Source organism: Pseudomonas sp. UBA6699 (assembly GCF_002454615.1).
Taxonomy (GTDB): domain Bacteria; phylum Pseudomonadota; class Gammaproteobacteria; order Pseudomonadales; family Pseudomonadaceae; genus Aquipseudomonas; species Aquipseudomonas juntendi.
Genome location: NZ_DKJF01000005.1, coordinates 1 through 25,605 on the forward strand (window position 1 = coordinate 1; position 25,605 = coordinate 25,605).

A 25,605-nucleotide genomic window follows, 5' to 3' on the forward strand; every position below is an offset into this window, starting at 1 on the left:
GCAGCTCGCGATTGCGCCGCGCGGGCGGCGCTCGATCTCATAGGCGCTGAAGATGCTCTGGCTACCGGTAATGAAGCCTGGGCAGGCTAACGCTTGGCGATGATGTACACCGCATGCACGATCCCTGGAATGTACCCCAGCAGGGTCAGCAGAATGTTCAGCCAGAACGCCCCGCCAAACCCAACCTGCAGAAACACCCCGAGCGGCGGCAAGATAATGGCGATGATAATGCGGATAAAGTCCATGTGAGTCTCTCCTGAAGGGGTTACAACACAGACTAGCCGCTGGTCCTGGAGGTTCCACAGGCAAAAAAAACGCCCCGGGCCGAATGGAACAGGCCAGGGGCGATGCGCAGGAACGCCAGACGGTTCGTAGAATTGGTTAACGTGCCACTTACCCCGACACTTAGGCCGACACTTCGCGGCGCGCATGCTGCTGCGCATGCAGGCGGGCAAAGGCGCGTGCCAGGCGCAGCAGCATTTCGTCGATATTGCCCTTGCTCACGGTCAGCGCCGGAGAGAAACGCACCACATCCGCTTGTGGGGCATTGAGCAGCAAGCCTTCGTGCAGGGCCGCGGCCACCAGTTCACGCGCCTGGTTTTCCTTCAGCTGCAGCGCCCACAGCAGCCCTTGCCCGCGTACTTCGCCCTGGCCATAACGCCCCGCCAGGCGGCTCAGGCCGTCGCGCAGGTGGCGGCCGTGGTCCTGCACCTGGCCGAAGAAGCCGGGCTCCAGTACGGTATCCAGCACGGCCAGGCCCGCAGCGCACATCAGCGCATTGCCGTGGTGGCTGCCCTCCAGTTCGCCCGGTTCGGCGCAGCACGCCGTACCGCGGGCCAGCAACGCGGCCAGTGGCACACCACCGCCCAGGCCTTTACCCAGGGTGATGATGTCGGCACGCACGCCATAGGTCTCCTCGGCCAACAATGCGCCACAGCGCCCGATGCCGGTCTGTACCTCATCGAGGATCAGCAGGATGCCCAGCTCACGACAGAGGGTTTCCACGCCCTTGAGGTATTCGCGGCTCGCCGGAATTACCCCGGCCTCGCCCTGCACCGGCTCCAGCATGATGGCCACAGTGCGCGAATCCACTTCGGCGTGCAGCGCCGCCAGGTCATTGAACGGCACCTTGCTGAACCCGGGCAGGCCCGGTTCACAGCGGTTGCAGGGCAATGGGTCGGACGCCGACAGCGCGCCCAGGCTGCGGCCATGGCAGGCCTGGCTGGCGGTGATGATGTGATAGGCGCCACTGCGGTGCAGTTGGCCCCACTTGCGCGCCAGCTTGATCGCCCCTTCACAGGCTTCGGCACCGCTGTTGAGCAGGTAGGCCTGGTCGCTACCGGTGCTCTGGCACAGGCGGTTGGCCAGCGCCAGCAGGCCACGGCTATGAAACCCCGCGCCTGGGTTGATCAGCGCCTGGGCCTGGCTGCCCAACGCCTTGACCAGCACGCTGGGGCTATGGCCCAGGCTGTTCACTGCGCCGCCCTGGGTGAAGTCCAGGTAGGCATGCCCGGCATCGTCCCACAACCAGGAGCCCTGCCCGCGCACGAACACCTGCGCAGGCCGTTCGGTCCCGGGCATCAGGCAGTCACGCGACAACTCGGCAGCAGGTGGCACACGCACCGGCACAGGCTTGTGCTCGGCCGCGGCGGTCGGGGCCGAGCGGCGCAGGTTGAACAGGTTCATCGGGGCTCCAGCCAATGCACGGTAAGGGGCGAGCACAGGGCGGTCTTGGCGCCGCCGCTCATTATTTTGTCTTGCCTATCAAAAGTGTTTCTCATCCACGGTAACAATCGACTGATTCAGCGCTGTAACCCGTTGGAATACGGCGATAGACTAGGCGCCACGAGGGGTTACGGCCATTTCGATTTTCCAGCACTTTTGATAAGCATCACTTATGGATTTTCGCCAACTGCGTTATTTCGTCGCGGTGTACGAAGAGGGCCACGTCGGCCGCGCCGCCGAGCGCCTGTCGCTGTCACAGCCAGCGCTTTCACAACAGATCCGCCAACTGGAACACAGCCTGGACCTGAGCCTGTTCGAGCGCAGCAACAAGCGCCTGCTGCCGACCCTGGCGGCCCATACCCTGTACAACCATGCCCTGCCGCTGCTCGATGGCCTGCAGCGTGCCCACGAGGCCATGCGCAACTTCAAGGGCCAGTCTTTGCGCACCCTGGCCATCGGTGTGCTGCAAACGGTACGCCCCAGCCTGGTGCCGCAATTGCTCGAACGGCTGCGCAAGGCCCAACCCCACCTGGTGGTGCAGATCTACGAGTTATCGGGGCTGGAGATCGAGCGGCGCCTGCTCAGCGGTAACCTGGACATCGGCATCAGCTACCTGCCGCCACGCCAGCCCGGCCTGCATGGCCTGTTGCTGTACGAGGACGAGCTGCAATTGGTGATACCCGCCAGCCACCCACTGAAGGATTTCAAGAAGGTGTCCATCCGCCAGGCGGCCGAGTTGCCCATGCTGATGCTGGGCGAGGAGTTTCAAATCCGCCAGATCTGGCAGGCCCAGTTAGCCAGCCAGGGCCGGCGGCCGCAGGTGCAGGCCGAGATGAACAACATGGCGGGTATTCTCGACAGCCTGGCGCATACCGCGCTGGCAACCATTCTGCCAGGCCGGGCCAAAGACGCCGCCGAGGACGACCCAGGGCTGTTGTGGAAGCCGCTGAGCGAGCCGCGAGTACCGTTGAAGGTAGGGCTGGTGTTCCGCGATGCCCAGCGCCAGCAGGCATCGGTCGAACTGCTGCGTACGCTGCTGGAAGAAGAGACGGACGCGCGACAGCTGGGCGCATCACCGCTGGATGTGCTGGCCTGATAAAACACGCGCGCAAAGAAAACCCCGCCGAAGCGGGGTTTTCCAGACTGTTTCCCTGTGACATCCGTATCGCCCCGCCATCCTGGCAGGTGGTCCTTCGTCGCCATCCTTGATCTGTCCTTTGCGCTTCCTGCGCAACGTCCATATGGTAGAGATTAGCCGTGGATCCAATCTGAGAACAGTGGTGAAAAGTCACCACGTTGTGTAGGAAAAGGCTTACACAAGAGAGGCATTCGCAGATACGCGAAGCACAGGGGCCGCTGTGCGGCCCCTGAATCAGCTAGAACTGCTCGGCATCCAGCAGGTAAAGCGACTCACTGCCCGCCTTCACCGAGGCCACCAGCGAATCCACCCGTGGCAGCAAGCGCGCGAAGTAGAACCGCGCCGTGCCCAGCTTGCCCGAATAGAACGCCTCGTCGCCCTCCCCCGCCTTCGCCGCCCGCGCCATCAATGCCCACATGTAGCCATAGGCGACATAACCAAAGGCATGCAGGTACTCGACCGATGCTGCGCCAATTTCATTCGGGTTGCCCTTGGCCTGCTGCAGTACCCATTCAGTCAGCCCATCCAGCTGGCCGAGCGCAGCACCCAGGGGGCGGGTGAACTCATCCAGCTCGCTACCCGCACTGGCCATGAACTGGCGAATTTCGTCGGAGAACAGCGTGTAGTAGGCGCCGCCGCTGGCCACCACCTTGCGGCCCATCAGGTCGAGGGCCTGAATACCGTTGGTGCCCTCGTAGATCTGGGTGATGCGCACATCACGCACCAGTTGCTCCTGGCCCCATTCACGGATGTAGCCATGCCCGCCGAACACTTGCTGGCCGTGCACCGCGCACTCCAGGCCCAGGTCGGTCAGGAAGGCCTTGGCCACCGGCGTAAGCAATGCCACCAGTTCTTCGCTGCGTTTGCGCACGCCAGGGTCTTCGCTGTACTTGGCACTGTCCAGTTGCATGGCCACATAGGTGGAAAACGCGCGGCCACCCTCGATGAGTGCCTTCATGGTCAACAGCATGCGCCGCACATCCGGGTGGACGATGATCGGGTCGGCGGCTTTGTCCTTGGCTTGCGGGCCGGTGGGGGCACGGCTTTGCAAACGGTCGCGCGCGTACTCCACGGCATTCTGGTAGGAACGCTCGGCCGTCGCCAGCCCCTGTATACCCACCCCCAGGCGCTCGTAGTTCATCATGGTGAACATGGCTGCCAGGCCTTTGTTCGGCTCACCGACGATATAGCCCACAGCCTCGTCGAAGTTCATGACGCAGGTAGCCGACGCCTGAATGCCCATCTTGTGCTCGATGGAGCCACAGGTGGCCGGGTTGCGCGCACCGAGGCTGCCATCCTCGTTCACCATGAACTTGGGCACCAGGAACAGCGAGATGCCCTTCGGCCCCGCCGGCGCATCCGGCAACTTGGCCAGCACCAGGTGGATGATGTTCTCGGTCAGGTCGTGCTCGCCGCCGGTGATGAAGATCTTGGTGCCGCTGACCTTGTAGCTGCCGTCCGCCTGTGGCTCGGCCTTGGTGCGGATGATGCCGAGGTCGGTACCCGCATGCGGTTCGGTCAGGCACATGGAGCCAGCCCATACACCGGCGTACATGTTGGGCAGGTACTTTTCCTTCAGCGCCTCGCTGGCGTGGGCGTTGATCGACAGGCAGGCGCCGGCGGTCAGCATCGGGTACAGGCCAAAGGCCAGGCTCGAGGCATTGACCATTTCCTCGACCTGCGCCGAAATGGCCTTGGGCATGCCCATGCCGCCAAACAGCGGGTCGCCACCCACGCCCACCCAGCCACCTTCGGCGTAGGTGTTGTAGGCCTCGATGAAACCGGCCGGCGTGCGCACCGCGCCGTTGTCCCAGTGGCAGCCCTCTTCATCGGCGGCGCGGCTGAGCGGTGCGATGCTCTTGGCGGTCACCTTGCCAGCCTCCTCCAGTACGGCCATGGCCGTATCGGCATCGACGACTTCGGCCAGCCCGGGCAACTGGGCCCACTGCTCAGCCACGTTGAACACTTCATTCAGTACGAAGCGCATGTCGCGCACGGGCGCTTTATAGTCAGCCATGACAACCTCTCGCAAGTGGGGTCTGGGCGGTCTCGGGGTACCGCGACACTGGGGTTGATACCAGTGTAACCGAACAACATTTACGAGACATAGGGTCATCAATCGACCAATTAGTCTATTTTAGTCACTAAGTGCGTATAGCCCCACGTCGCGATTGCTGGCCATGCACCACCACACAATTGCGCCCTGCGCCTTTGGCGTTGTAGAGCGCCTGGTCGGCCGACTTGAGCACGGCTTCGGGGTTGCGGTGATCGGCCTGGCGCTCGGCAACGCCAATGCTGATGGTCACCGAAACCGTGCCGCCGCTGCTGCCGGCGCGGCGTTGGCGCCCGGCGGTATCGTCTTGCGGGCGGTTGTACTTGTCGCGCAGGTGCATCACATAGTTGGCGATCACCTCGCGCACCGCTTCCACATGGGGCACGCATTCCTCGGCGGTCTTGCCCGCGAACACCAAGGCGAACTCCTCTCCCCCATAGCGGTAGGCACGCCCACCACCGGTGACCTTGGCCAAACGGCTGGCCACCAGGCGCAACACCTGATCGCCGACATCGTGACCGTGTGTGTCGTTGAATTTCTTGAAGTGGTCAACGTCGGTCATGGCGATGACATAGTTGCGACCCAGCCGCTGCATGCGCTCGTTCAACGCACGCCGGCCGGGCAAACCGGTCAGCTCGTCGCGGAAGGCCATCTGGTAGGCCTCGTGCGCAACCGCTGCGGCGATCATCAACATCACCTGGCTGCACATGATGTTCAGCGTGAACGGCAGGATGAACGTTTGCGGCAGCATCCAGAAAATGCCCAGCAGGCCTGTGATCTGGGCCGCGTGCAACGGCCTCGGCGCGCGCAGGTACTGCACCACCAGCAGGATGAACACCCCCGCGACCAGCGGGTAGGCCAACTGGATCAGGCTCATCCACTGGCCATGCAAGGTCGGCCAGCGAATCTCCGCCAACCAGGTCAACAGCGCCTCGGGGTAGCTTTGCTCCAGGGCCACTGCCACGCTGCCCACGGCAAACAGCACGGCGCCACGGGCCACTAGGTCTTGCAGCAAGTGGGTGCGCTCCTGCCAGGCACCATACAGGCCGAACAATGCCGGCAACAGCAGGCATACCAGGTGGAAGACCACCGCTGCGTCCTCGCGCACACGGCCGTGGTCGCGGTAGAAGTCGGTCTGGGTGTCGAGCAGAAAGTAGGCGATGTATACCGTAAGCATCAGAAACAGCTCACGTTGGCGACGATACACCGCGCAGTAAGCGCCACCCAGCAGCAGCACCAAGGTGGGCAGAACATTGAACAGCGATGTGAAAAACACACTGAGGTCTCTCACATAAGCTGCGGCGAGCCCTGCCAACAGCAGCAGCAGCGAGGGCAGGAAGTGGCTGGCACGTACAGCGTTAAAACGAAACAAGGGTAATCTCCGACCCGGCAGATCAATAGTGGCATTGTGCCCTTATTTCATCGGCAGTGTACCCGAACAGTTGAATTTCAACTCGGCCAGGGTTGTCGAGTGGCCTGGGCCTGAACAAAAAAAACCCGCCTGCCGGTGAGGGCAGGCGGGTTCTGGCAACAGCGGTTGAATCAGTACGCCAGGCCGAAGCTCTCTTCGTCCATGTCCATCAGGTTGTTGGCGCCCGACAGCATGGCCGCCACATGCGTGCGGGTACGCGGCAGGATGCGCTGGAAGTAGAAGCGCGCGGTCTGCAGCTTGGCGGTGTAGAACGCCGCTTCGCTGGTGCCGGCGGCCAGCTTTTCAGCGGCCAGGCGGGCGATGTCGGCCCAGAAGTAGGCCAGGCAGGCGTAGCCGGAATACATCACGTAATCGACCGAGGCTGCACCCACTTCTTCGCGGTCTTTCATGGCAGCCATGCCCACTTTCATGGTCAGCTCGCCCCATTCCTTGTTGATGGCTGCCAGCGGCTCGACGAACTCCTTGACCGCCTCGACACCTTCCTGCGCCTGGCAGAACTTGTGCACGATCTTGGTGAAGCCCTTCAGCGCTTCGCCCTGGGTCATCAGCACTTTGCGGCCGAGCAGGTCGAGGGCCTGGATGCCCGTGGTGCCCTCGTACAGCATCGAGATACGGCTATCACGCACGTTCTGCTCCATGCCCCACTCGGCGATGAAGCCGTGACCGCCATAGATCTGCACGCCATGGTTGGCCGCTTCGAAACCGACTTCGGTCATGAACGCCTTGGCGATCGGGGTGAGGAAGGCCAGCAGGGCATCGGCCTTCTTGCGCTCTTCTTCATCCTGGCTGTACTTGACGATGTCCACCTGCTTGGCGGTGAAGTAGACCATCGCGCGGTTGCCCTCGGCGAACGCTTTCATGGTCAGCAGCATGCGGCGCACGTCCGGGTGGACGATGATCGGGTCGGCGGCCTTGTCCGGTGCCTTGGGGCCGGTCAGGGAGCGCATCTGCAAACGCTCGCGGGCGTACTTCAGGCCACCCTGGAACGCGACTTCGGCGTGGGCCAGGCCCTGCAGCGCGGTACCCAGGCGCGCGGTGTTCATGAAGGTGAACATGCAGTTCAGGCCTTTGTTGGCCGGGCCGATCAGGTAGCCGGTGGCGCCATCGAAGTTCATCACGCAGGTGGCGTTGCCGTGGATGCCCATCTTGTGTTCGATCGAGCCGCAGCTCACGCCATTGCGCTCACCCACACCGCCTTCGGCATTGGGCAGGAACTTCGGCACGATGAACAGCGAAATGCCCTTGGTACCGGCCGGAGCATCCGGCAGGCGCGCGAGAACGATATGCACGATGTTCTCGGCCATGTCGTGCTCACCGGCGGAAATGAAGATCTTGGTGCCCGACACCTTGTAGCTGCCGTCAGCCTGCGGTTCGGCCTTGGTGCGCAGCATGCCCAGGTCGGTACCGCAGTGTGGCTCGGTCAGGCACATGGTGCCGGTCCATTCACCCGACACCAGCTTGGTCAGGTAGGTGTGCTGCTGCTCGGCGGTGCCGTGCGCAGAAATGGTGTTCATGGCGCCGTGGGACAGGCCCGGGTACATGCCCCACGACCAGTTCGCACCACCGACCATCTCGCTCAGGGCCAGGCCCAGCGACTCTGGCAGGCCCTGGCCACCGTGCTCCACGTCATGTGCCAGGCTGGGCCAGCCGCCTTCGACGAATTGTTCGTAAGCCGCCTTGAAGCCGGTTGGGGTTTTCACGCCCGACTCGCTCCAGGTGCAGCCTTCCTGGTCACCCACACGGTTCAGCGGCGCCAGCACCTGCTCACAGAACTTCGCACCTTCTTCAAGAATCGCGTCGACCATGTCGGGCGTTGCGTCCTGGCAACCCGGCAGGCTCTGATAGTGCGCCTCGTAGCCGAGCAGCTCGTCACGAACGAAGCGGATATCACGCAAGGGGGCTTTGTAGTCAGGCATTGCGATGAACCTCTAGGTGAGTTCTGTGGGGTGACCCGCGTGCGCCGCGGCGTCTGTCAAACAGTTGTTTGAAACTTACGTTTAGCTCCGGCTTCTGTCAAGGAGGGACGATAGTGCCATTTACGCCACGAAAAATGGCGTTTATGCCAAGCTCAATAAAAACAATACCCTGTGGGAGCGGGCATGGCCGCGAAAGGGCTCGGCCAGGCAATGGGGTTGCCTGAGCTGACGCTTTCGCGGGCACGCCCGCTCCTACAGGGGCTATGTGTTATTCGAAATCGGCACTCTGTCAGGCGTAGGTATCGATGATCCGGCCGAGCATTTCGTCGGATGCCTTGACGACCTTTGCGCCAAGCTCGACTTCGGTCTTGCCGACCGCCTGTTGCACCAGGCTGGTGGCCAGGTCCATCTGCTGGCTGCGGTCGACCGCACGCAGGCGTTCGGCCTGGAAGTCGCTGGACTGGCTGGTGGCGGTACGTTCGGCGGTGGTGTTGGCGATCTGGCTGGCCGCCTGATCGACGCGGTTCTGGCCGGCTTGTATAGCGCTCAGGCCCGCGTAATAGGCGGAGCTACCGGTGATTTCCATGTCAGGACTCCATTGACGCTGGATAGGAACACAGCCCATTAAAACAGGCCGTCGGTAAAAAGGCCCGTTTAAATCGCTAATGGCCCGGTGCCAGTTGATAGGCCCTGAGTATTCCAGCACCTAATCCAGCAAATCCAGCTGCAAATGCTCAGCCACCTTGTCTGCACTGGCCTGCTTCAGCTTGGGCACCCGCCCCAGGCAAGGCGCTGGCAAGCGCTCGGCCAGGCTGGCCAGGTTCTCTTCCAGCCGTGAAGTGCGCGGCTCGATGATGTTCGCCACCCAGCCTGCCAACTGCAGCTCGTCGCGCTCGATCGCCTCGGCGCTGAGCAAGGCATGGCTGATACACCCCAGCCGCACCCCCACCACCAGAATCACCGGCAACTGCAGGGCCACCGCCAGATCTGAAAGGTTCTCCAGCCCCGAAAGCGGCACACGCCAGCCCCCAGCCCCCTCTACCAACGTGAAATCGGCATTTTGTTGCAACACATTGCGCATGGCCGCCAGCAACGCTGCCACCTCCAAAGTCACCCCCGCCTCGCGGGCGGCCACATGCGGCGCAATTGCAGGCTCGAAGGCAAACGGGTTGACCTGCCCATAGGGCAACTTGATGGTGCTTTCATCAATCAGCGCCTGGGCGTCGCTGTTGCGTAAGCCGTTGGGGGTCATCGTGCACCCCGAGGCCACCGGCTTGACACCCAGGGTGCTCAAGCCTTGCAACCGCGCCGCATGCAGCAAACCGGCCGCGACGGTGGTCTTGCCGACATCGGTATCGGTACCGGCGATGAAATAGGCCCTGCTCATCTTGCTCCCCTTACGCCTGTGGCTTGCGCAACACACCATAGACCACCTGATAGGTGGCTGGCAGCCCGGCAGGCTGGCGAAATGCCTCGTACGCCTGCAACAGGCCCTGCATGCGTGCCCGGCCAGTCAACCCGGACGGTCGCCCAGGGTTGAGATTGTGCGCGCCCAACGCCTTCAGTTCGTGGGTCAGGCTGCGTACGTCCGGGTAATGCAGCACATGCGCACAGCGATGCAGCTCAAGCTGCTCAAAACCGCTGGCGGCACACAGGCGCTGGTAGTCCTCGAAACGGCGGAAGCGGTTTACATGCACCAGGCCGTCCACCGCCTGCCAGCTGGCACGCAGTTCGTCGAGGGTACCTACGCACAAGCTGCTGAAGGCCAGCACGCCGCCAGGGCTCAGTACCCGCAGCGCCTCGGCCAGCACACTGGCGAACTGGTCGCACCATTGCACGGCCAGGCTGGTGAACACCAGGTCGACGCTGGCATCGCGCAATGGCAAACGCTCGGCGTCGCCGGCCACGTGGTAGTGCGCCCCGCGTTGTTCATTGCGGGCATGGCGCAGCATGCCTTCGGCGATATCCACCGCCACACCACTGGACTGGGCGAACCGCTCGGCCAGGATACGGCTGAAATGGCCGGTACCGCTGCCCAGGTCCAGCCAGCGCAATGGCTGCCAGCCTGCCGGCACTTGCCCCAACAGGCTCAAGCCCACGGCGCGCTGCAACGCGGCTACGCTGTCGTAGCTGGCTGCAGCGCGGGAGAACGAAGCCGCTACCTGGCGTTTGTCGGGCAATGCGCCGGGCAGGGTCGGACAGGAAAGGTCAGTCATCGCCACTCTCATGCAGGAAACTCTTGATGCCCGCCGCCAGCTCTTGCGGGTACTCCAGCAAGAAGGCGTGGGAACTGTCTTCTACCAGGCCCACCTCCACATCGGGCAGCAGCTCGCTCAAGGCCTTGGCTGCCTCGCCAGGCACCAGCGCATCGCTGCCGGCGAACAGGTGCAGTTGCGGGCCGCCGTAGGCCTGCAGGGCGTCGCGGGTATCCAGCTTGGCCAGCACTTCAAGGCCGGTGGAGAGGTACAGAGGGTCGGTGTCTGGTACGCCGACACCCAGCTGGCGCAGCAGGGTACGCTGCTGCTGGGCGCCATCGCTGCACAAGCTGCGAAAGCGCTTCAGGGTGACTTGGGTATGGCTGCGGCAGCCGTCGAGGAAGGTGCCGAAGGTGTCTTCGGCCATGCCATGCGGCCAGTCACCACGGGCAACGAAACTGGGGTTGCTGGCCAGGGTGAGCAAGCCGCAGCAGTGGTCGCCACGCTTGTGTGCCAGGGCGCTGGCGAGCATGCCGCCCAACGACCAGCCACCTAGCCAGACATCGCCCGGCAATTTACGGTCGAGGTGCTCAAGCCAGCCCTCAACATCGCTGTGGGGCAATTCCGGCAGGGGCATCAGCTCGACCTGCAGACGGGGGTCCTGGGCGCGCAGGCTGGCGGCCAGCGGTTCCAGTGCGGCTGTGCCCAGGCCCCAGCCGGGCAGCAGTACAAGGCGATTACGCATCGGCGTTCTCCAATTGTGGATAACACTCGGCCAATGCATTCAACAATAGCTGCACCTGCGCCTGGCTGTGGGCAGCGCTCAGTGTTACGCGCAAACGGGCACTGCCCGCCGGTACGGTCGGTGGGCGGATGGCGGTGACCAGCAAGCCGCGCTCGCGCAACATGCGCGACAGGCGCAAGGCCTGCGCGCTGTCGCCAATCACGATCGGCTGGATCGGTGTGGGGCTGTCCATCAGTTCCAGGCCGATCTGCTGTGCGCCTTCACGGAACTGGCGAATCAATGCGGCCAGGTGCTCGCGGCGCCAGCTTTCGCGGCGCAGCAGCTCCAGGCTCTTCAGCGTGGCGCAGGCCAGTGCCGGTGGCTGGCTGGTGGTGTAGATGTAGGGGCGGGCGAATTGCACCAGCGCCTCGATCAGTTCCTCGCTCCCGGCAACAAAGGCACCGGAAGTACCGCAGGCCTTGCCCAGCGTACCGATCAGCACCGGTACATCGTCCACGCCCAGGCCGAAGTGCTCGACGATACCACCGCCCTGAGCGCCAAGGGTGCCCAGGCCATGGGCATCGTCCACCATCAGCCAGGCACCCCGTGCCCGGGCGACCTCGGCCAGGGCCGGCAGGTCGGCCAGGTCGCCGTCCATGCTGAACACACCGTCAGTGACCACCAGGGTATTGCCAACGGCCTTGTCCAGGCGGCTGGCCAGGCTGGCCGGGTCGTTGTGCAGGTAGCGGTTGAACCGTGCACCGCTGAGCAGCCCGCCATCAAGCAGCGAGGCATGGTTCAGGCGGTCCTGCAGCACCGTGTCGCCCTGCCCCACCAGGGCGGTGATGGCGCCCAGGTTGGCCATGTAGCCGGTGGAAAACAGCAGCGCACGAGGGCGCCCCGTCAGCTCGGCCAGCGCCTCTTCGACCTGGTGGTGTGGGGTGCTATGGCCGATCACCAGGTGCGACGCACCGCCACCGACACCCCAGCGCTCGGCACCGGCCTGCCAGGCGCCAACCACCTCGGGGTGGTTGGCCAGGCCCAGGTAATCGTTGCTGCAGAAGGCCAGCAAGCGCTGGCCGTCGACCACCACCTCCGGGCCCTGCGGGCTTTCCAGCAGTGGCCGTTGCCGGTACAGGTCTGCAGCGCGCCGTTCGGCCAGGCGCGCGGCCAGGTCGAAAGCCATCTCAGGCGGTCGCGGCGTTGTAGAACATCTCGCTGCTACGCTGCTCGACCAGCGCCTGCTCGATGGCGGCCTGGTGCACTTCGTCGGCGTGTTCCTCACGTGCTTCAGGCTTGATGCCCAGGCGCGCGAACAGCTGCATGTCCTTGTCAGCCTGCGGGTTGGCAGTGGTCAGCAGTTTTTCACCGTAGAAAATCGAGTTGGCACCGGCCATGAAGGCCAGGGCCTGCATCTGCTCGTTCATCTGCTCACGGCCGGCAGACAGGCGCACATGCGACTTGGGCATCAACAGGCGGGCTACGGCCAGCATGCGAATGAAGTCGAACGGGTCGACATCTTCCTCCTCGGCCAGCGGCGTACCGGCCACCTTGACCAGCATGTTGATCGGCACCGACTCGGGGTGTTCGGGCAGGTTGGCCAGCTGGATCAGCAGCCCGGCGCGGTCGTCCAGCGACTCGCCCATGCCCAGGATGCCGCCCGAGCAGATCTTCATGCCCGCATCGCGCACGTAAGCCAGGGTCTGCAGGCGCTCGCTGTAGGTGCGCGTAGTGATGATGCTGCCGTAGAACTCCGGCGAGGTGTCGAGGTTGTGGTTGTAGTAGTCGAGGCCGGCCTGGGCCAGGGCCTGGGTCTGCTCCTGGTCGAGCTTGCCCAGGGTCATGCAGGTTTCCAGGCCCAAGGCCTTCACCCCTTTGACCATCTCCAGCACATAAGGCATGTCTTTGGCCGACGGGTGCTTCCACGCCGCGCCCATGCAGAAGCGGGTCGAGCCAATGGCTTTGGCGCGTGCTGCTTCTTCCAGCACCTTCTGCACTTCCATCAACTTCTGTTTTTCCAGCCCAGTGTTGTAGTGGCCGGACTGTGGACAATATTTGCAATCTTCCGGGCAGGCTCCAGTCTTGATCGACAGCAACGTCGAAACCTGCACGCGGTTGGGGTCGAAATGCGCGCGGTGCACCGTCTGCGCCTGGAACAGCAAGTCATTGAAAGGCTGCTGGAACAGGGCCTTGACCTCGGCCAGGGACCAGTCGTGACGTGTTGTTGCAGTTGTGCTGGCGCTCATCGGCGTTTCCTTGTTTAGGCTTAAGCTGGCGCGGGGACAGGAAAGCCCGCCAGCGCATCACGGATAACTCGCATAGTCACGGATGGCCTATGAACTGTCAACTCAACTGGAAACGACTGGTTTACAAGTGCTCACTTATTAACCAGATTTGTTTATTGTGCGACGCGCCTGCCGGGCAACACTACCCGCTGTGCGTCGGTTGTGAGCAAGAGCTGCCCTGGCTGGGCGACCATTGCCGCTACTGCGCCCTGCCACTGCCCATGGCCGGCCTCGCCTGCGGCCAGTGCAGCCGCCGCTTGCCGGCGTTCGAAAAGGTCTTTGCCCTGTGGCATTTCGGCTTTCCGGTCGACACGTTGATCAGCCGCTTCAAGCACAACCGGCAGTGGCCGTTGGGGCGTTTGATGGCCGAGTTGCTTGGGCAAGGGCTGCGCTACCGCTATGCCGAGGGGCTGCCACGCCCTGAACTGCTGTTGCCTGTGCCCATGGCCAGGCGTCGACTGCGCGAGCGTGGGTTCAACCAGGCCGGGCTGCTGGCCCGCTGGCTGGCGGCGCACGTGGGCATACCGTGCGATGAGCGGGTACTGCTGCGCACTCGGGAAACCCCCGCGCAGCAGCGGTTGAGTGCCAAAGGCAGGCGGCGCAATCTGCGCCAGGCCTTTGCGGTCGCCGGTGACCTGCCAGGCAAGCACGTCGCCATCGTCGATGACGTGTTGACCACTGGCGCTACCGCCCAGGCCATTGCCCAGGTGTTGCGCAAAGCCGGGGCACAGCGGGTGGATGTGTATTGCCTGGCGCGTACCCCTAAGCCGGGGTATGTATAACCCTGCCGCTAGGCCACACTATTGGCCCCAGGCCCTTACAGCGACCGGATGCCCATGCCCTTGCCCACTCTACTGACCCAGCACATAACCCGGCGCCCGCAGCGCATCGCACTGCTGCAGCACATTGCCGAGCAAGGCTCGATCACCCGTGCGGCCAAGGCGGCGGGCATCAGCTACAAGGCAGCCTGGGACGCCATCGATGAGCTCAACAACCTGGCCAGTCAGCCGTTGGTCGAGCGCAGCACTGGCGGGCGTGGGGGTGGGGGCGCCCGGCTGTCGGTGGAGGGTCAGCGCGTATTGCGCCTGTACCAAAGGCTGCAGGCCCTGCAGGCGCAAATTCTCGAGGCCGCGGAAGAGTCCAGCGACCTCGACTTGCTTGGGCGCCTGATGCTACGCACCAGCGCGCGCAACCAGCTGCAGGGCCAGGTCAGCGGCCTGCGCAGTGAGGGCCGCTATGACCGGGTCAGCCTGGCGCTGGGTGGCGGGCTGGAGATCGACGCGCTGATCACCCACGACAGCACCGCGCGGTTGGAGCTGACCTTGGGCAGCAGGGTGGTGGCGCTGCTCAAGGCAGGCTGGGTGCAGTTGCTGGCCGAGGGAGACAAGCCTGAAGCGGGGAGCAATTGCCTGCGGGCCACGGTAGAAGACGTGCTGGTGGAGGCCGACGGGCCCAATGAAGTCCGGTTGGCGCTGGGCAACGGGCAAACGCTGTGTGCCATGGCAGAGGCGGGTTGGTTGGCCGGCCAGCAGGTACGGGTTCAGTTCCACCCTGCCTATGTGTTGCTCGGGGTGCCTGCCTAGGCCGGCCGTGGCGCAGGCGGTTCGCGGATGAACCCTACGGGTACGCTACAGGGATAACCCTGTACCATGGAGCCCATGCCGTATACCCCCGGAGCTCCCATGTCCCATCCGTTCGATACCCTCACCCCTGACCTGGTCCTGGACGCCGTGGAAAGCCTCGGCTTTCTCAGCGATGCCCGGGTGCTGGCACTGAACAGCTACGAGAACCGCGTCTACCAGGTGGGCATCGAGGGGGCGCAGCCGCTGATCGCCAAGTTCTACCGGCCTGGCCGCTGGAGCGATGCGGCCATCCTCGAAGAACACAGCTTTACCGCTGAACTGGCCGATTGCGAAGTGCCGGTCGTAGCGCCTATGCGGCACGCCGGCCGTACCTTGTTCGAGCACCAGGGCTTTCGCTTCACGTTGTTCCCGCGCCGTGGCGGCCATGCCCCGGAGCCTGGCAACCTCGACCAGCTCTACCGCCTGGGGCAACTGCTTGGCCGCCTGCATGCCGTCGGCGCCTGCAAACCGTTCGCTCACCGTGAAGCGCTGACTGTGGACAGTTTCGGCCATGCCTCGCTGAACACTGTGCTCGATGGGGGCTTTGTACCCCGCGAGCTGCTGCCGGCGTACGCGTCAGTGGCCCGCGACCTGCTCAAGCGGGTCGAGGACATCTACGCCCGCACCCCGCACCAGCTCATCCGCCTGCATGGCGACCTGCACCCCGGCAACCTGATGCACCGCGAAGACGTGTACCACGTGGTCGACCTCGACGACTGCCGCATGGGCCCCGCCGTACAAGACCTGTGGATGATGCTGGCCGGCGACCGCCAGGAGCGCCTGGGGCAGTTGGCCGAACTGATCGACGGCTACAACGAGTTTCACGATTTCGACCCGCGTGAGCTGGCCCTGATCGAACCGCTGCGAGCGCTGCGCCAGTTGCATTACAGCGCGTGGCTGGCGCGGCGCTGGGATGACCCGGCATTCCCGCCCAGCTTCCCCTGGTTCGGCCAGCCGCGCTATTGGGGCGATCAGATCCTCGCCCTGCGTGAACAAATGGCGGCGCTGGATGAAGCCCCGCTGAAATTGTTCTAAAACGGTGCACGCCTCTGTCTACAATAGGGGTCGCTTTATTTAGCTACCTAAGCAAGGATTCTGCATGCATGCCGCAAACCCGCGTCGCGGGTATATCCTGGGCCTGAGCGCCTACATCATCTGGGGCCTGTTCCCGATTTACTTCAAGGCAATCCAGAGCGTCCCGGCGGTGGAGATCATCGTCCACCGGGTGCTTTGGTCGGCACTGTTCGGCTCGCTGCTGCTACTGCTGTGGAAACACCCCGGCTGGTGGCGCGAGCTGCGCGACAACCCGCGCCGGCTGGGGGTCCTGGCCCTGAGCGGGGCGCTGATCGCCTTCAACTGGCTGACCTATGTGTGGTCGGTCAACAACGGGCGCATGCTCGAGGCCAGCCTGGGTTACTACATCAACCCGCTGATCAACGTGCTGCTGGGTATGCTGCTGCTGGGCGAGCGGCTGCGCCGCCTGCAATGGCTGGCAGTGGGCATGGCTGCAGTTGGCGTGGCCCAGCAGGTATGGCAGGTGGGCAGCCTGCCCTGGGTGTCGCTGGCGCTGGCGCTGAGCTTTGGCTTCTACGGGCTGATCCGCAAACAGGCCCCGGTTGCGGCGCTGCCGGGGTTGGTCGTGGAAACCTGGATGCTGGTACCGCTGGCCCTGGGCTGGTTGCTGCTGCACCCAACGGCCATGAGTGCACAAGGCGCGTTCTACACCAGCAGCGAAGCGCTCTGGCTGATGGCTGCGGGGCCGGTGACCCTGGTACCGCTGGTGTGCTTCAACGCCGCAGCGCGGCACCTGCCCTACACCACCCTCGGCTTCCTGCAATACCTGGCGCCAACCCTGGTACTGCTGCAGGCGGTGCTGCTGTTCGATGAGCATTTGTCCTCCAGCACCCTGGTAGCCTTCATGTTCATCTGGGCTGGCCTGGCCATTTACAGCGTGGATGCCTGGCTAAGTTTGCGCAAGCGCGCCTGATCAAAAAACGATCAAAACTCTGCAGGCCATGTAATACCTGGCCTGCAGAGACATCTCCAAAGGTTATCCACACCCTCGTCCCCGTGCTTTGTGCACAAGCTGCTGAATTTTGGGTGTTTTTTGAGCAAACCTCTGCAGCGGGCGCATTGCCTGGGCTGGGGAGGTGAACCCCCAGGTTATCCACAGGGCCTTCCCCGTGATACTGGGATAACCCCAAGGGATGTCTTTACCAAATCCCCTGTAGGAGCGGCCTTGCGTCGCGATGGGCCGCAAAGGGGCCCCCGGCCAATCCACTCAATCCTCCGCCCGCAACCGCAACTCCACCATCAAGTCATCCGCCAGACTCTCCAGCCGCTGCTGCAGCTCGTCCAGCGGCAAGGCCAGGGGCAAGGCCAACAAGGCATCGGCATGGAACAACGGCTCACTGCTCATCGGTGCCGGCCGCACATCTGTCGTGAACCGTTCCACGTTCACCTGCAACTCCGCCAGCAAACGAGTGATGTCCCGCACGATCCCCGGCCGGTCATTGCCGACCAGTTCCATGGCAATCGGCTTCCAGGTACACGAGGGTTCCACCCCGCTCTCTGCAACCAGCACACGAATGTCGTACTGGGCCAGCCCCTGCAACGCCGCCACCAGCCCATCGTGATGTTCAGCCGGCACCGCCACCCGCAGGATCCCGGCAAACTGCCCGGCCATGCGCGACATGCGGCTTTCCAGCCAGTTGCCGCTGTGGTCGGCGATGCACTGCGCAACACGTTCCACCTGGCCGGCCTTGTCAGGGGCGATAACAGTCAGTACAAGATGATCCACAAGCCGTTCCTCGTGTCGAGCCGCGCCAGGCGCAGAAAATCGGGGGGTCGGCTCAGTATAGGCAAGGCGCGGCAACCTGCCGCAGGGCAATCCGCACAGCCAATCGTGTACTGTTTCAAGATTTATCTGGAACAATCCACCCTTTTTTTGCGAACATACCTGCTCCCAGCGTGACCATACGCGACCAATGGGTCGCACAACGGCGCTTTTAGTCTGATTTTGCCCCGTCTACTGCTTCATGTAGTATCCCGTGGCGCGGACTACAAAACGTCGTTTGGATGTCTGCCAAGGCGCCTGTGAAAATACGCACACTGTCTGCCAGCCAGTCTGGCGGGCTGCACCCAGCCGCGCTCGGGGTCTTCCCCGGGGGCAAGTACTGGTACGTGTTTAGAGAAGCGCTACAGGCTTAATACAGAAGAGCGAAATAGCTGAGCAGAGTGAGGCAAGCAATGACTGGATACGTTCAAGTCGGTGGCCTTCAGGTCGCCAAGGTCCTGTACGACTTCGTGAACAACGAAGCCATCCCCGGGACCGGCATCGTCGCCGAGCAGTTCTGGGCGGGTGCAGAGAAGATCATCAATGACCTCGCTCCAAAGAACAAAGCCCTGCTCGCCAAGCGCGACGAGCTGCAAGCCAAGATCGACGCCTACCACCAGGCACGCAAAGGCCAGGCCCATGACGCCGCAGCCTACAAAGCATTCCTCCAGGAAATCGGCTACCTGCTGCCACAAGCCGACGATTTCCAGGCCACCACCCAGAACGTGGACGAAGAAATCGCCCATATGGCCGGCCCGCAGCTGGTCGTGCCGGTGATGAACGCCCGTTTTGCCCTCAACGCCGCCAACGCCCGTTGGGGTTCGCTGTACGACGCGCTGTATGGCACCGATGCCATCAGCGATGAAGGCGGCGCCGAAAAAGGCCAGGGTTACAACAAAGTGCGTGGCGACAAGGTGATTGCCTTCGCCCGCGCCTTCCTTGACGAAGCCGCGCCGCTGGCGGCTGGGTCGCACGTCGACTCCACCGCCTACCGCATCGAAGCCGGCAAGCTGGTGGTCACCCTGAAGGGCGGCACCAACACCGGCCTGCGTGACGACGCCCAACTGATCGGGTTCCAGGGTGATGCCGCGGCACCGACTGCCGTGCTGCTGAAACACAACGGCCTGCATTTCGAAATCCAGGTCGATGCCAGCACCCCGGTCGGCAGCACCGACGCCGCTGGCGTCAAAGACATCCTGATGGAGTCGGCACTGACCACCATCATGGACTGCGAAGACTCGGTCGCCGCCGTCGATGCCGACGACAAGGTCATCGTCTACCGCAACTGGCTGGGCCTGATGAAGGGCGACCTGGCCGAAAGCGTGAGCAAAGGTGGCAAGACCTTCACCCGCACCATGAACCCCGACCGCGAGTACGCTGCGCCCAACGGTGGCAGCGTGACCCTGCACGGCCGTTCGCTGCTGTTCGTGCGTAACGTTGGCCACCTGATGACCAACCCGGCAATTCTCGACGCCCAGGGCAACGAAATTCCGGAAGGCATCCAGGATGGTCTGTTCACCAACCTGATCGCCCTGCACAACCTCAATGGCAACACCAGCCGCAAGAATACCCGCAGTGGCAGCGTGTACATCGTCAAGCCGAAGATGCATGGCCCTGAGGAAGTGGCGTTTGCCGCCGAGATCTTCAGCCAGGTCGAAGACCTGCTGGGCATGCCGCGCAACACCGTGAAGGTCGGCATCATGGACGAGGAGCGCCGGACCACGGTCAACCTCAAGTCCTGCATCAAGGCCGCTGCCGAGCGCGTCGCGTTCATCAACACCGGCTTCCTCGACCGCACGGGCGATGAAATTCACACCTCGATGGAAGCCGGCGCCGTGGTGCGCAAAGGTGCCATGAAGAACGAGAAGTGGATCGGTGCCTACGAGAACAACAACGTCGATGTCGGCCTGGCGACCGGCCTGCAAGGCCGTGCGCAGATCGGCAAAGGCATGTGGGCCATGCCCGACCTGATGGCCGCCATGCTCGAGCAGAAGATCGCCCACCCGCTGGCCGGTGCCAACACCGCCTGGGTGCCGTCGCCCACTGCCGCCACCCTGCATGCCCTGCACTACCACAAGGTGGACGTGCAGGCACGCCAGCGTGAGCTGGCCTCGCGCACCCCGGCGTCGGTGGACGATATCCTGGCCATCCCGCTGGCCGCCGACACCAACTGGTCGGCCGAAGAGATCCGCAACGAGCTGGACAACAATGCCCAGGGCATCCTCGGCTATGTCGTGCGCTGGATCGACCAGGGTGTCGGTTGCTCGAAGGTGCCAGACATCAACAACGTCGGCCTGATGGAAGACCGCGCCACCCTGCGCATCTCCGCGCAACTGCTGGCCAACTGGCTGCGCCACGGCGTGGTCAGCCAGGCGCAGGTGCTGGAAAGCCTCAAGCGTATGGCGGTGGTGGTCGACCAGCAGAACGCCGCTGACCCTCTGTACCGCCCGATGGCGCCGAACTTCGACGACAACATTGCGTTCCAGGCGGCAGTGGAGCTAGTGGTCGAAGGTGGCAAGCAGCCCAATGGCTATACCGAGCCAGTGCTGCACCGCCGTCGCCGCGAGTACAAGGCGCGTAACGGGTTGTAAGTTACACCTGCGTACGGGGGCCGCTTTGCGGCCCAATCGCGACACAAGGCCGCTCCTACAGGGATATCGCAAATATCAAAACTTGCGCTGCACCTGTAGGAGCGGCCTTGTGTCGCGATAGGGCTGCAAAGCAGCCCCTCTCTGCCTCAATCAATTTTCAGCTCTTTCTTCACCAGCTCCAGCAACTTGCCCAGGTCCACCGGCTTGAGCAGGAAGTCCACCACCCCCAGGTGCATCACGTCCACCGCCTCTGCCACATCGGTGTCGCCCGACACGACGATGATCGACAACGCCGCCCGCTCCGACCCGCGAATCTTGCGGATCAGCTCCAGCCCATCCTCTGGCTGCATGCGCAAATCGGTAATCATCAAGCCGATGCGCGGCTCGAAATGCAGGTACAACCTGGCCTCCTCGGCCCCGTCCGCGCCCACACACTCAATGCCCCGGCTTTTCAGATACAGGATCAACGCTTCACGGTTCACCGCGTTGTCATCCACCACCAACACCAACGGCTTTACGGCCACCGGCGCACTGGCCACACCCAATGCCTCGCGCTCTTCGTCGCTTAGAATATCGATTTGCTCAGGCATGGCCATCTCGTCAAGAAAATTCCGCTTCAGCCATAGGACCGCAGAACTTGCGTGACCCGATTCACCTTTCGTCGGGTCTTTGACAGGGGGGCTCATAGACTTACGTCCAATGGGCACCACCCCGCCGCAAGCCGACCATGGAGGCAGAGAACAACATGGCCGGCACCTATATATAGATATATATAGTTCGGCATAGCGATACGGTCGGTTTCATGAGCAAAAAGGACGCCTACAGCCAGGCGGGCAGGACCGCAGTGCTGCAGAACATTCAGGGCACGCTGCAGTTTCTGCAGCGCTTTCCGCCGTTCAACCAGATGGAGCACAGCCACCTGGCCTACCTGGTCGAGCAGTGCCAGCTGCGCTTCTATGCCAGCGGCGAAAGCATCGTCAAGCCGGCAGACGGGCCGGTCGAGCATTTCTACATCGTCAAGCAGGGGCGGGTGGTGGGCGAGCGTCAGCACTTGGTGAAACCGGGTGTCGAAACCACCTTCGAAATCACCAGCGGCGAGTGCTTCCCGCTGGCCGCCCTGCTCGGCGAACGGGCCACCCGCACCGAGCACCTGGCCGGCGAAGACACCTTCTGCCTGCAACTGAACAAGGCAGCGTTCATCCGCGTGTTCTCGATGTCTGAAGTGTTTCGGGATTTTGCCCTGCGCGGGGTCAGCAGCCTGCTCGACCAGGTCAACCAGCAGGTTCGCCAGCGTGCGGTGGAAACCCTGGGTACCCAGTACTCGCTGAACACGCCGCTGGGCGAACTGGCCATGCGGCACCCGGTGGTGTGCAGCGCGGATACGCCGCTGCGCGAAGCCGTGCGGCTGATGCACGAGCAGCAGGTGGGCAGCATCGTCGTGGTTGACGCGCAGCGCTACCCCACCGGCATCTTCACCCTGCGCGACCTGCGCCAGGTGGTGGCCGCGGCGGACGCCGAGCTGGGTGCGCCGATTGCCCGGCACATGACCGCCAAGCCGTTCTACCTCAGCCCACAGGCCAGTGCCTTCGATGCAGCCATGGCAATGACCGAGCGGCACATTGCCCACGTGTGCCTGGTGGAAAACGGCCGGCTGTGTGGCGTGGTCTCGGAGCGCGACCTGTTCTCGCTGCAACGGGTCGACCTGGTGCACCTGGCGCGCACCATTCGCCATGCACCGCGGCTGGACAGCCTGGTCTCGCTGCGCGGCGAGATCAGCCAACTGGTCGAACGGATGCTCGCCCACGGCGCCTCGTCCACCCAGATCACCCAGATCATCACCCTGCTCAACGACCACACGGTATGCCGGGTCATCGAACTGGCCCTGGCTGAACGGGGCGACCCTGGGGTGCCTTTCAGCTGGCTGTGCTTTGGCAGCGAAGGGCGTCGCGAACAGACCCTGCACACCGACCAGGACAACGGCATCCTTTTCGAGGCGCTGGACAGTGCCGAGGCCGACGCCATCCGTGCCCGCCTGCTGCCGCTGGCACAGTACATCAACCAATGCCTGGCCCAGTGTGGCTTCACCTTGTGTACGGGCAACATCATGGCCGGCAACCCTGCGCTGTGCCTGTCGCGTGCCGAGTGGGCGCGGCGCTTTGCCGGTTTTGTCCGCGAAGCCAGCCCGGAAAACCTGCTGGGCTCAAGCATCTACTTCGACCTGCGGGTGGTGTGGGGCGACGATCAGGGCTGCGAGCAACTGCGCCAAGGCGTGCTGGCGCAGGTGGCCGACAACCGTATATTCCAGCGCATGATGGCGGAAAACGCCCTGCGCCAGCGCCCGCCAGTGGGCCGCCTGCGCGAGTTCGTGCTGACCCGCCAAGGCAACGACAAGGCGGCCACACTCGACCTGAAGGTCCAGGGCCTGACGCCCTTCGTCGATGGTGCCCGGCTGCTGGCGCTGGCCAATGGCATCGGCGCCTGCAATACCCTGGAGCGCTTGCGCCAGCTGGTCGCCAAAGGGGTAATCGAAGCACTGGACGGCGCGGCCTATGAAGAGGCGTATCACTTCATCCAGCAGACCCGCATGCAACAGCATCAACGCCAGGCCCGCGCCAACCTGCCGTATTCCAACCGGCTTGACCCGGACAGCCTCAACCACCTGGACCGGCGTATCCTGCGCGAGTCCCTGCGCCAGGCCCAGCGCCTGCAAAGCAGCCTGGCCCTGCGGTACCAGTTATGAGCCTGTTCGCCTGGCTGCGCCCCGGCACACCCGAGCTGGACCCTGCCACGCGCCAGCGCCTGGCCCGGCAACCTAAACCCGCGCCCCTGGGTGTGTGCACGTTGCGTGAGCAGCGCTGGGTGGTGCTGGACCTGGAAACCAGCGGGCTCAACCCCAACCGTGACCAGGTACTGTCGATCGGCGCAGTGGCCATTGAGGACGGGGCCATCGACTTTGCCCAGCAATTTGAACGCACCCTGCAGCGGCCACTGTTGAAAACCAACGCCAGCGTGCTGATTCACGGGCTCGGGCCAAGCGCCCTGGCGGCCGGTTGCGAGCCCGCCGAAGCCTTGCTGGACCTGCTCGACTTCATTGGCGACAGCCCGGTGCTGGCATTCCATGCTCCGTTCGACCAGCGCATGCTGGCGCGGGCACTGAAAGAAAGCCTGGGTTACCGCTTGCAGTCGCCGTTTCTGGATGTGGCCGAGCTGGCGCCGATGCTCAACCCCGACACGGTTCTGCGCGAGGCGGGCCTGGATGACTGGGTGGCGCGCTTTGGGCTACAGGTGGAGGAACGCCACCACGCCAGCGCTGATGCCCAGGTCACCGCAGAACTTGTGCTGATCCTGTTCAGCCAGGCCCGGCGCCAACAACTGGACAGCCCGCTGCAACTGGAACAGCGCCTGCGCGGCTGGCGGCGACGCAAGGTGCAGAGCCATGGCATGTAAGGCCAGGGCTACGCAGCGCCGGTGAAACCGCAGGCCTTTGGCCAACCCCATGCAGGCGAACCGATAAGCGTCCATTGCACCCACCCCCTCCCCTCTGCAACAATCGCGAATAATTATCGTTAGTTAATGCATACGTTCCGGGGGGACGCTGCTTGCCTTCTGCACAGAGCCCACACGCCGATCTGGTTGGTACGCTGTACCGCGATCACCGCGGCTGGCTGCTCGCCTGGTTGCAACGCAACATGGCCTGCCGCCAACGTGCCGAAGACCTGAGCCAGGACACCTTCGTGCGCCTGCTAGGCCGCGAGCAGCTGGCCTCGCCCCGCGAACCGCGTGCCTTTCTTGCGGCCGTGGCCAAGGGGCTGATGTTCGACCACTTCCGGCGCGCCGCACTGGAACAGGCCTACCTCGCGGAACTGGCACTGGTGCCGGAAGCCGAACACCCCTCCCCCGAAGTACAGCACCTGATTCTGGAAGACCTCAAAGCCATCGACCGCCTGCTTGGCAAGCTGTCGAGCAAAGCCCGCGCGGCGTTCCTGCACAACCGCCTGGATGGCATGGGCCATGCCGAAATCGCCGAGCGCCTGGGCGTTTCGGTGTCGCGGGTGCGCCAGTACCTCGCCCAGGGTATGCGTCAGTGCTACGTGGCCCTGTACGGGGAGCCGACGTGAGCAACGCACCGGTTTCGTCGCGTGTACTGGAAGCTGCCATTGCCTGGAAACTCAACCTCGACGGCGGCAGCGACAGCCCTGCCGAACGTGGTGAGTTCATGCGCTGGCATGCCGCCAGCGAAGAACACGCGCGCGCCTGGCGACAGCTCGGCGCCATGGACCAGCGGCTCAGCGCAGCCGCCGGCCCGGCGCGCCAGGCGTTGCTGCAGTCGCGCGCCAGCCTGCGCCGGCGCATCGGCAAGGTGGGCGGCGGCCTGGCCGGCATGTTCCTGCTCGGCTCGCTGCTGGCGTGGGTTGGCGCACCGTCACTGGCGCCCAGCTACTGGCTTGCCGACCAGCGTACCGCCACCGGCGAGTTGCGCACCTTGCGCCTGGCCGACGGCACCCTGTTGAGCCTCAATACCCACACCGCGGTAGACATCGACTACGCCGGTGCGCAACGGGTGATCGTGCTGCACCAGGGTGAAATCTCGGTCGATACCGGCCACCAGGACCCCCGCCCGCTGCTGGTGCGCACCGACGATGGCCGCTTGCGCCCACTGGGCACGCGCTTCCTGGTACGTCGTGAAGCCGCAGGCACGCGCCTTGAAGTGTTGCAAGCGTCGGTCGCGGCCATGCCGCATAACAGCGGTGACGAGCAGGTGTTGCGCGAAGGCCAGCAGGTGCTGATGCATGCCGATGGCCTGGGCCAGGTCAGCGCAGTGCCGGCCGGTGCCGATGCCTGGACGCGCGGCATGCTGGTGGTCGACGACGTACGCCTTGGTGACTTGCTGGCGGTGCTGGGCAAGTACCGCAGCGGCTACCTGGGCGTGGATGCAGCGGTCGCCGACCTGCGGGTAAGCGGCAGCTTCCCGCTGACCGATACCGACCTGGCATTGGCCTCACTGGAGCCGGTGCTGCCGGTGAAGGTCGAGCGGCATACCCAGTGGTGGGTGAAGGTCACGCCCAGGTAGCGCTGTAGCAGCCTGAT

Annotated in this window: 23 protein-coding genes; 10 read left to right on the top strand and 13 right to left on the bottom strand. The window is 63.9% G+C overall.

The features are described from left to right. Nucleotides 1–86: 86 nt before the first annotated feature. Nucleotides 87–245, bottom strand: coding sequence for a YqaE/Pmp3 family membrane protein (locus B3361_RS00785; protein ID WP_009681539.1), 159 nt, complete (start codon nucleotides 243–245; stop codon nucleotides 87–89). A gap of 160 nt (nucleotides 246–405) precedes the next feature. Then, entirely contained in the window at nucleotides 406–1,686 is a 1,281-nt protein-coding gene (locus B3361_RS00790) for an aspartate aminotransferase family protein (RefSeq protein WP_054904260.1), read from the bottom strand. A 211-nt stretch (nucleotides 1,687–1,897) separates the two neighbouring features. Here B3361_RS00790 and B3361_RS00795 point away from each other — a divergent pair, with 211 nt between their 5' ends. After that, nucleotides 1,898–2,821 carry a LysR family transcriptional regulator gene (locus B3361_RS00795; protein ID WP_054904261.1) on the top strand — a complete coding sequence of 308 codons (924 nt, stop codon included), beginning with the start codon at nucleotides 1,898–1,900 and terminating at the stop codon, nucleotides 2,819–2,821. Between the two features lie 280 nt (nucleotides 2,822–3,101). On the opposite strand, the gene B3361_RS00800 is transcribed toward B3361_RS00795, so the two are convergent. The 9 genes from B3361_RS00800 to bioB all read right to left on the bottom strand — a co-directional run bounded on the left by B3361_RS00800 (nucleotide 3,102) and on the right by bioB (nucleotide 13,429). Continuing rightward, complete coding sequence (locus tag B3361_RS00800; RefSeq protein ID WP_054912559.1) at nucleotides 3,102–4,880, bottom strand: acyl-CoA dehydrogenase C-terminal domain-containing protein; 1,779 nt, start codon at nucleotides 4,878–4,880, stop codon at nucleotides 3,102–3,104. Between the two features lie 127 nt (nucleotides 4,881–5,007). Then, entirely contained in the window at nucleotides 5,008–6,288 is a 1,281-nt protein-coding gene (locus B3361_RS00805) for a GGDEF domain-containing protein (protein WP_054904263.1), read from the bottom strand. A 170-nt stretch (nucleotides 6,289–6,458) separates the two neighbouring features. Continuing rightward, nucleotides 6,459–8,264, bottom strand: coding sequence for a phenylacyl-CoA dehydrogenase (locus B3361_RS00810; RefSeq protein ID WP_029886352.1), 1,806 nt, complete (start codon nucleotides 8,262–8,264; stop codon nucleotides 6,459–6,461). Between the two features lie 289 nt (nucleotides 8,265–8,553). Continuing rightward, nucleotides 8,554–8,850 carry a hypothetical protein gene (locus B3361_RS00815; RefSeq protein WP_009681533.1) on the bottom strand — a complete coding sequence of 99 codons (297 nt, stop codon included), beginning with the start codon at nucleotides 8,848–8,850 and terminating at the stop codon, nucleotides 8,554–8,556. 120 nt (nucleotides 8,851–8,970) lie between these two features. After that, complete coding sequence (bioD, locus tag B3361_RS00820; protein ID WP_054904264.1) at nucleotides 8,971–9,651, bottom strand: dethiobiotin synthase; 681 nt, start codon at nucleotides 9,649–9,651, stop codon at nucleotides 8,971–8,973. Between the two features lie 10 nt (nucleotides 9,652–9,661). Beyond that, entirely contained in the window at nucleotides 9,662–10,480 is an 819-nt protein-coding gene (gene bioC / locus B3361_RS00825) for a malonyl-ACP O-methyltransferase BioC (RefSeq protein WP_054904265.1), read from the bottom strand. Continuing rightward, nucleotides 10,473–11,204 carry an alpha/beta fold hydrolase gene (locus B3361_RS00830; RefSeq protein ID WP_054904266.1) on the bottom strand — a complete coding sequence of 244 codons (732 nt, stop codon included), beginning with the start codon at nucleotides 11,202–11,204 and terminating at the stop codon, nucleotides 10,473–10,475. Before B3361_RS00830 ends, bioC begins: the two co-directional genes overlap by 8 nt. Continuing rightward, nucleotides 11,197–12,369 (bottom strand): 8-amino-7-oxononanoate synthase, encoded by a 1,173-nt coding sequence (bioF, locus tag B3361_RS00835; RefSeq protein WP_029886356.1) that lies wholly within the window; start codon nucleotides 12,367–12,369, stop codon nucleotides 11,197–11,199. The genes B3361_RS00830 and bioF overlap by 8 nt, the downstream gene beginning before the upstream one ends. A gap of 1 nt (nucleotide 12,370) precedes the next feature. Next, on the bottom strand, nucleotides 12,371–13,429 hold the full coding sequence (bioB, locus tag B3361_RS00840; protein ID WP_009681528.1) for a biotin synthase BioB: 1,059 nt from the start codon (nucleotides 13,427–13,429) through the stop codon (nucleotides 12,371–12,373). A gap of 89 nt (nucleotides 13,430–13,518) precedes the next feature. Here bioB and B3361_RS00845 point away from each other — a divergent pair, with 89 nt between their 5' ends. The 4 genes from B3361_RS00845 to rarD all read left to right on the top strand — a co-directional run bounded on the left by B3361_RS00845 (nucleotide 13,519) and on the right by rarD (nucleotide 17,077). After that, the gene (locus B3361_RS00845) at nucleotides 13,519–14,250 is read left to right on the top strand and encodes a ComF family protein (protein WP_054904267.1); all 732 of its coding nucleotides are present in this window, start codon (nucleotides 13,519–13,521) and stop codon (nucleotides 14,248–14,250) included. Nucleotides 14,251–14,304: 54 nt separating this feature from the next. Beyond that, a complete protein-coding gene (locus B3361_RS00850; RefSeq protein ID WP_054904268.1) occupies nucleotides 14,305–15,051 on the top strand; it encodes a TOBE domain-containing protein in 747 nt (248 codons plus the stop codon). A gap of 99 nt (nucleotides 15,052–15,150) precedes the next feature. Further along, complete coding sequence (locus B3361_RS00855) at nucleotides 15,151–16,125, top strand: serine/threonine protein kinase (RefSeq protein WP_054904269.1); 975 nt, start codon at nucleotides 15,151–15,153, stop codon at nucleotides 16,123–16,125. A gap of 64 nt (nucleotides 16,126–16,189) precedes the next feature. Continuing rightward, on the top strand, nucleotides 16,190–17,077 hold the full coding sequence (gene rarD / locus B3361_RS00860; protein ID WP_009681524.1) for an EamA family transporter RarD: 888 nt from the start codon (nucleotides 16,190–16,192) through the stop codon (nucleotides 17,075–17,077). 294 nt (nucleotides 17,078–17,371) lie between these two features. Here the strand turns inward: rarD and B3361_RS00865 are convergent, their stop codons facing one another. Beyond that, nucleotides 17,372–17,890, bottom strand: a complete 519-nt coding sequence (locus tag B3361_RS00865) for a glycine cleavage system protein R (protein ID WP_054904270.1) — start codon at nucleotides 17,888–17,890, stop codon at nucleotides 17,372–17,374. Between the two features lie 449 nt (nucleotides 17,891–18,339). Here B3361_RS00865 and B3361_RS00870 point away from each other — a divergent pair, with 449 nt between their 5' ends. After that, nucleotides 18,340–20,517, top strand: a complete 2,178-nt coding sequence (locus tag B3361_RS00870; RefSeq protein WP_009681522.1) for a malate synthase G — start codon at nucleotides 18,340–18,342, stop codon at nucleotides 20,515–20,517. A 146-nt stretch (nucleotides 20,518–20,663) separates the two neighbouring features. Here the strand turns inward: B3361_RS00870 and B3361_RS00875 are convergent, their stop codons facing one another. Then, nucleotides 20,664–21,203 (bottom strand): response regulator, encoded by a 540-nt coding sequence (locus B3361_RS00875; RefSeq protein WP_054904271.1) that lies wholly within the window; start codon nucleotides 21,201–21,203, stop codon nucleotides 20,664–20,666. A 116-nt stretch (nucleotides 21,204–21,319) separates the two neighbouring features. Between B3361_RS00875 and B3361_RS00880 the strand changes: the two genes are divergently transcribed. The 4 genes from B3361_RS00880 (at nucleotide 21,320) to B3361_RS00895 (ending at nucleotide 25,588) form a co-directional block, all read left to right on the top strand. After that, nucleotides 21,320–23,257 carry a DUF294 nucleotidyltransferase-like domain-containing protein gene (locus B3361_RS00880; protein ID WP_054904272.1) on the top strand — a complete coding sequence of 646 codons (1,938 nt, stop codon included), beginning with the start codon at nucleotides 21,320–21,322 and terminating at the stop codon, nucleotides 23,255–23,257. Beyond that, nucleotides 23,254–23,964, top strand: a complete 711-nt coding sequence (locus tag B3361_RS00885; protein WP_009681519.1) for a 3'-5' exonuclease — start codon at nucleotides 23,254–23,256, stop codon at nucleotides 23,962–23,964. The genes B3361_RS00880 and B3361_RS00885 overlap by 4 nt, the downstream gene beginning before the upstream one ends. Nucleotides 23,965–24,116: 152 nt before the next feature. Further along, the gene (locus B3361_RS00890; RefSeq protein ID WP_029885025.1) at nucleotides 24,117–24,635 is read left to right on the top strand and encodes an RNA polymerase sigma factor; all 519 of its coding nucleotides are present in this window, start codon (nucleotides 24,117–24,119) and stop codon (nucleotides 24,633–24,635) included. Continuing rightward, nucleotides 24,632–25,588, top strand: coding sequence for a FecR domain-containing protein (locus B3361_RS00895; RefSeq protein ID WP_054881576.1), 957 nt, complete (start codon nucleotides 24,632–24,634; stop codon nucleotides 25,586–25,588). The genes B3361_RS00890 and B3361_RS00895 overlap by 4 nt, the downstream gene beginning before the upstream one ends. The last annotated feature ends 17 nt before the right edge of the window (nucleotides 25,589–25,605 follow it).